We start from the raw sequence: 5013 nt of genomic DNA, 5'->3' as shown, positions 1-5013 counted from the left end.
CTTCAAATGGACTTATTCGGGCAAAGCATTGAAGAAATAATCAATGGTAGGTTAACTCCCGCCTACGTCTACTAGGTAGTTAATGCTGCGAGCCTAAGCATATCTGCAAAGTCGGAAGGTAAGTCAGCTAAGATACTTGTTACCAGGATACCCTCATTTCTAAAGTAACGCTGCTGGGTTGTGGGTTCAGGAATATTACCTCCTGCGTGGTGCAGGGCAAGAACCTCCCAGCCATCATTAAAAACCGGTGAACCAGAAGAACCATTCAAGGTAGAGGTTATATACTGCATTACATTGCCGCCTACATATTGAACAAAATTGTTTTGTAGTGAAATTTGCTTGGGTTGTCCCAATGGGTGCTGAATAATATTGACTCTGATACCGCTACTAATCTCCCTAGGTAGTAGTGGTAACCACCCCCATGTTTTTCCAGGTTCTCTTTCGATTTGAACTAAAGTGTAATCCAAGGAGTCGTTAGTATGAAATACCCCATTTGGTTTGGCGCGATACTCATCTATCTGTTGAGCTTCTCCTTGGAAGCTCTCTTCATAATTAAAACGAAAAACTGAGTTTGTAAGTAAATTTGAGCTGGGCAATACATGATTGTTGGTTAACAACAAATCTGGGGCTACGAGAAAACCTGTACCTGACCAACGTTTTTGGTTTGTCTGTACCCCAATATAAGCAATCGAACGAGATACTTGAAGCCCTTGGCGCAAGAATGAGATTGGACGTAGTGTATTTTCACCAATTATTTTCTCTGATACATCTGTGGTGGTTTCTGTTCCCCGCCAATCGCGGATGTTAGGTAATGTTGCGATTGGAGTCATCATGTCATACTCGATCAGCAACCTATCCAAAGAAGCTTGCTGCTGAACTCCTACAAAACTCTTCAGGGTATTCAAGAAAAGCCCCAAGACCTCATGCTCGAAATTTAGACGCCCGTACTTTGACAGATAGCTAACGATCTCGCTAACTGCCACAAATGAAGCACCTGAAACATCGATCATTGGTATCAACTGTTTCAAACCAGCTAGTTCCAAAATTCGTTGGCGCGGGCGCTCCGTGGCTAGTTCTGGTATATCTTTTAGTAGAGTTATTAATTCTTTATAGTCTTCAGCCTCTAAATTGACCATCTTTTTATTAGTATTTCAACAAAGAAGCCTCTTTGCTGAGATGGGTAAAATAAGGGCACAAGCACTCACCCTTAATCCAACCCAACAAACTACAGAAGGGTTCCTCTTCCAGAATAGCAAAGCAAATGCCAATATGGTCGCAACTAACTATTAATCCTCTTCAGCTATCTTCAGGAATGTTTTTGGCATACATAACTGCTGATTGACTATCTTAATTCATAAATACGTTAGTCAGTTTGCGCAAGAGTATCAAACTGTCTGCAAGCGGGGTTAGCCAGCACATCCCATCAACACATCCAAGACCATACCTCCAGGCACATAGCGATGAGTGCAATCGCGAACAAGAACTCCTATTCCGTAACCCCAGCCGAGGGAGCAAATTTTTGGAGCCACAGCTTGCTTATTCGCTATTCGCGAATGTAGAATAAAGCAAACCGCAAGCGATCGCAGCCACCTATGCTCAAACCGCAAGATATTGTTGCCCTGCTTAAAGTCCACTGTTGGCGCGAGGATTCCTGGACTTACAGCACCCTCGCTCAAAGTTTGGGCATGAGTGCGTCAGAAGTTCACGGAGCTCTTTCTCGATGCTCCGCAGCAGGCTTGTACGATCGCGAACATCGGAGGATAGGAAAACAAGCACTCCTAGAATTCTTGGTTCACGGGCTGCGCTATGTATTCTACGCCCAGCCCGGTCCCTTAAGTCGGGGACTGCCTACCGCACATTCTGCAGAGCCCTTAAAAAGCAAGCTGCTTGCCTCGCCCTCTGAAGTTTATGTGTGGCCAGATCCTCAAGGTGCCGTCAGGGGGCAGGCGATCGCCCCTTTGTACCCTTCAGTCCCTGTCGCTGCCAGTAACGATCCGGAACTCTACGCCTTGCTGAGCTTGATTGATGCGTTGAGGGTAGGTAGGGTGCGAGAGCAACGTTTGGCCGCTAGCGAACTTGAAAGCAGGCTGTTTCCAGCATGAATCCGCAGATATTCATGCTGGAAACAGTGGCTGCAGTGCTCTCGACTGTACCCGCTACCATCGTCTTTACAGGAGGAGCAACCATCTCGCTTTACCTGGATGAAGCAGCAGCCCCCGACATTCGACCCACCGATGATGTAGATTGTGTAGTCTCCATTGCATCTCGGGCTGAATACTATCAACTGTCAGACTTGCTGCGCACCCTGGGACTCCTAGAAAGTACAGAACCGGGGGCACCGCTGTGTCGCTGGTACTGCGGGGAAATTTCGATTGATGTCATGCCGTGTGATGAGTCGGTGCTGGGTTTTTCCAACCGCTGGTACAGTCCTGGTATTGCTCGTGCTATTCGCTACCAACTGCCAAGTGGCAGGCAAATTTTAATTTTTTCAGCCCCTTATCTCCTTGCTTCCAAAATAGAAGCTTTCACGGGTAGAGGTGGTGGCAACTTTTATTTTAGTTCCGATATTGAAGACATCATGGCAGTGCTCGACGGGCGTTCTAGTTTGATTGAAGAAGTGCAGCAAGCTGACACAGAAGTCAAATCATTTTTATCGAGATGGTTTCGAGTTGAACTTGAAAATTTGCGCGAAATCGGACCGGCTTTCCTCTCGCCCGTTGCTAGAAATTCAGGTCGTGCCAACTTGCTGTTGCAAACAATAGAAAGGCTAGCGATGCTAGTCGATCGCTAAAAATAGACGGCAGCAGACATTACCTTGAACTGACAAGAAAAACCAAAACTTAATTATCACTTGTAGCGACGGGCGGAATGTTTAGAGCAGGCCCGATTTCATTTGCCAGACTCATTGTAGAAACAGCAGCTTCGATTATTTGTACTGCCCAATCTGCTACGGCCAGCCCTTGAGTTTTAGCCGCATCTCGGATCTGGTCTTGCAAGTCTATCGGGAACTGTAGAGTTAAACTAAAAGTATCTCGCTCGGCTCGTCTTGCCTTTTTAACTAACTCCGGATCGCTCCATCGAAAAAGCCACAATTTACATTCAGCTCCCCGTTCGTTACCATCCTTCTCAATAAAGCTTAGTTTGCCCAGCTTTTGACAATAAAAACTGTGCGGGTCGTCTTGAACAGGCTCAAAACTGCAATGATAGCAGTTCCAGCAGCTTCGGCATTGAGTTTCTGTCTGACTGGATGTTGCTCCCAATCCCTCAGCATCCTCTTGATTGGCTGCTAAAATCTTACAGTCTGATGCTGGATGATTGGTTGAAAGAGTTCGTTGCTTTTTGGAACTGTTCTCGTTGTTAGACTTATTCCTCGAAATTTTTTTCTGGTGTTCTTCAACAACTCGGGCAACGTGAAAAGCCGTAAGTTTGCCGTTCGGAGCAGTAGAAACGGCTTGGGCCCAAGCCCTAGGCTGCTCTTGGGAGGGTAGTGCTGTTAGAGGGCGAACTTGGCGCTCATTGGCGGGAAGGATTTGTGCGCCATGGCGCACATTTTCATAGACGGTTGCCGCCTCGATCAATTGGTAAGCCCAGCGACGAGACATTTCCCACCGATTAGTGCAATAGTCTTCAAACGTCGAGAAGTCTTGTCGGTAGAGGCGGCGATCCCGGATCTGGCGCAAAGCTTGCCCTATTTCCCAGAAAGCTTTCAAGCTCCGTTCGACTTTCGCTTCCAAGCTGCTTAATTCTAATGCTTCAGCATCAGTGAGCGTACTGCTCTGGGCAGACAAATCTTTAGCGTCGGCTTTGTTTAGGTGGCAGTCCTGTGCAACTGGAGCAGTGAGTTCAGCGCTGCGAACAACAGAGAAGTTATGTGCATCAGAACCGCGAACTGTGTTGGAGGATGACATTGATGTTCCGTCCGTTTTGCACGGTGCAAAATTAAGTATTGCATAATGCAAGGGTAGTTGCGTAATCGATTAAGGCTTTGATTGCTCAAATTTTGTAGAAAGGGCGTAAAATAGCGAAAAAGTATCGGCTTCAACGCAGCAGAAAGTAAAATAGTGTACGGTAAAAGCGTTAGTTGACATCCTCCGGGTGCGTTCGCGCGCGGGGATTCCCAAGACCACTCTTTGGGCTTCCTCTTTCCACTACTCGGCTTACACTCGGAGGAGTCTCCTCAGCCAAACTCTTGTCGGTGTCTCGCAAGGGCGTTAGTTCCCGTGTACCCCAGGACTTTAAACCTAAATTTTCGGTAAGCAATTGTGACTGTTAGCTCTGTATCTTCTCTTATACTCGATCGCCAAAAGCGGCTGACTCAGTTGATCGAGCTGCTGCTAAAAGAAGGCTGGACTCAAAGCGCTTTAGCGTCCGCTATCGGAGTAGATTTTTCAACAGTATATCGGTGGTTAAAAGGAAAAACGATACCCGAATCCGATTCTAAGAACTTTCGGCAACTGGCAAAGTTAAGCGGTGGCAGTACCAAGACTCTGCAACTTTATTTGGATGGAGAAATATCCTTATCAGTTTATCAACGCGGTTTGGATGAGGTGGCGATAAGTCAAGTGAGTGGCAGCAAGAGGGTAGGCTCTGAAAAAATTAAAAAAGAAGTTTTAGCAAAGATCTATTCCCTCGATCCAGATGATATTGCCGATATCATTTCTTCATCAGTAGCATTTTTAGCCAAACTTGTATAGTTGGTAACAAGCAGCCTGCACCCTTAAGGTTTTCAGTTGAGAAGCCGGAAAAATCACTGTCTCATTCCCCACTCCCCCCTGACTTCTGGCGATCGCCGCTATTGCTCAGTCTTTTATGCTCTGAGCAATGTACCTCCTTACTCTATCCGACCTCAATCAAACTATTCATACTAGCCCACTACAAGAGCCGCCTCTTGTTCCTTCCTATCTGCAAGAACGCTTGCAACAGCTTGTCAAGCAAATTTTAACCCACATTCCGCACCCCCAACTGGCACATACGCGAATTGAGGGGGTAAAAGTGAATCATCCGAGACAAGAG

5 protein-coding genes and 1 pseudogene are annotated in these 5013 nt (G+C 46.5%); 4 read left to right on the top strand and 2 right to left on the bottom strand.

Features of this window, described 5'->3' with window-relative positions:
- Window positions 1-71: 71 nt before the first annotated feature.
- Entirely contained in the window at window positions 72-1136 is a 1065-nt protein-coding gene (locus QUA80_RS32980; RefSeq protein WP_333151070.1) for a trypsin-like peptidase domain-containing protein, read from the bottom strand.
- Window positions 1137-1592: 456 nt separating this feature from the next.
- Here QUA80_RS32980 and QUA80_RS32975 point away from each other — a divergent pair, with 456 nt between their 5' ends.
- Complete coding sequence (locus tag QUA80_RS32975; RefSeq protein ID WP_333151071.1) at window positions 1593-2102, top strand: hypothetical protein; 510 nt, start codon at window positions 1593-1595, stop codon at window positions 2100-2102.
- Window positions 2099-2791, top strand: coding sequence for a hypothetical protein (locus QUA80_RS32970; protein ID WP_333429114.1), 693 nt, complete (start codon window positions 2099-2101; stop codon window positions 2789-2791). The genes QUA80_RS32975 and QUA80_RS32970 overlap by 4 nt, the downstream gene beginning before the upstream one ends.
- Before the next feature lie 49 nt (window positions 2792-2840).
- Here QUA80_RS32970 and QUA80_RS32965 read toward each other — a convergent pair whose 3' ends face one another.
- A complete protein-coding gene (locus QUA80_RS32965; protein WP_333151075.1) occupies window positions 2841-3908 on the bottom strand; it encodes a hypothetical protein in 1068 nt (355 codons plus the stop codon).
- A 354-nt stretch (window positions 3909-4262) separates the two neighbouring features.
- Between QUA80_RS32965 and QUA80_RS32960 the strand changes: the two genes are divergently transcribed.
- Together QUA80_RS32960 and QUA80_RS32955 are read left to right on the top strand one after the other, a co-directional pair.
- On the top strand, window positions 4263-4694 hold the full coding sequence (locus QUA80_RS32960) for a helix-turn-helix transcriptional regulator (protein ID WP_333151077.1): 432 nt from the start codon (window positions 4263-4265) through the stop codon (window positions 4692-4694).
- A 127-nt stretch (window positions 4695-4821) separates the two neighbouring features.
- A pseudogene (locus QUA80_RS32955) lies at window positions 4822-5013 on the top strand (hypothetical protein); the annotation flags it as partial.

Source organism: Microcoleus sp. F4-D5 (assembly GCF_036704885.1).
GTDB lineage: Bacteria > Cyanobacteriota > Cyanobacteriia > Cyanobacteriales > Microcoleaceae > Microcoleus.
Note: the sequence above shows the minus strand (reverse complement) of the source record. Positions and strands in the feature narration are given on the sequence as shown.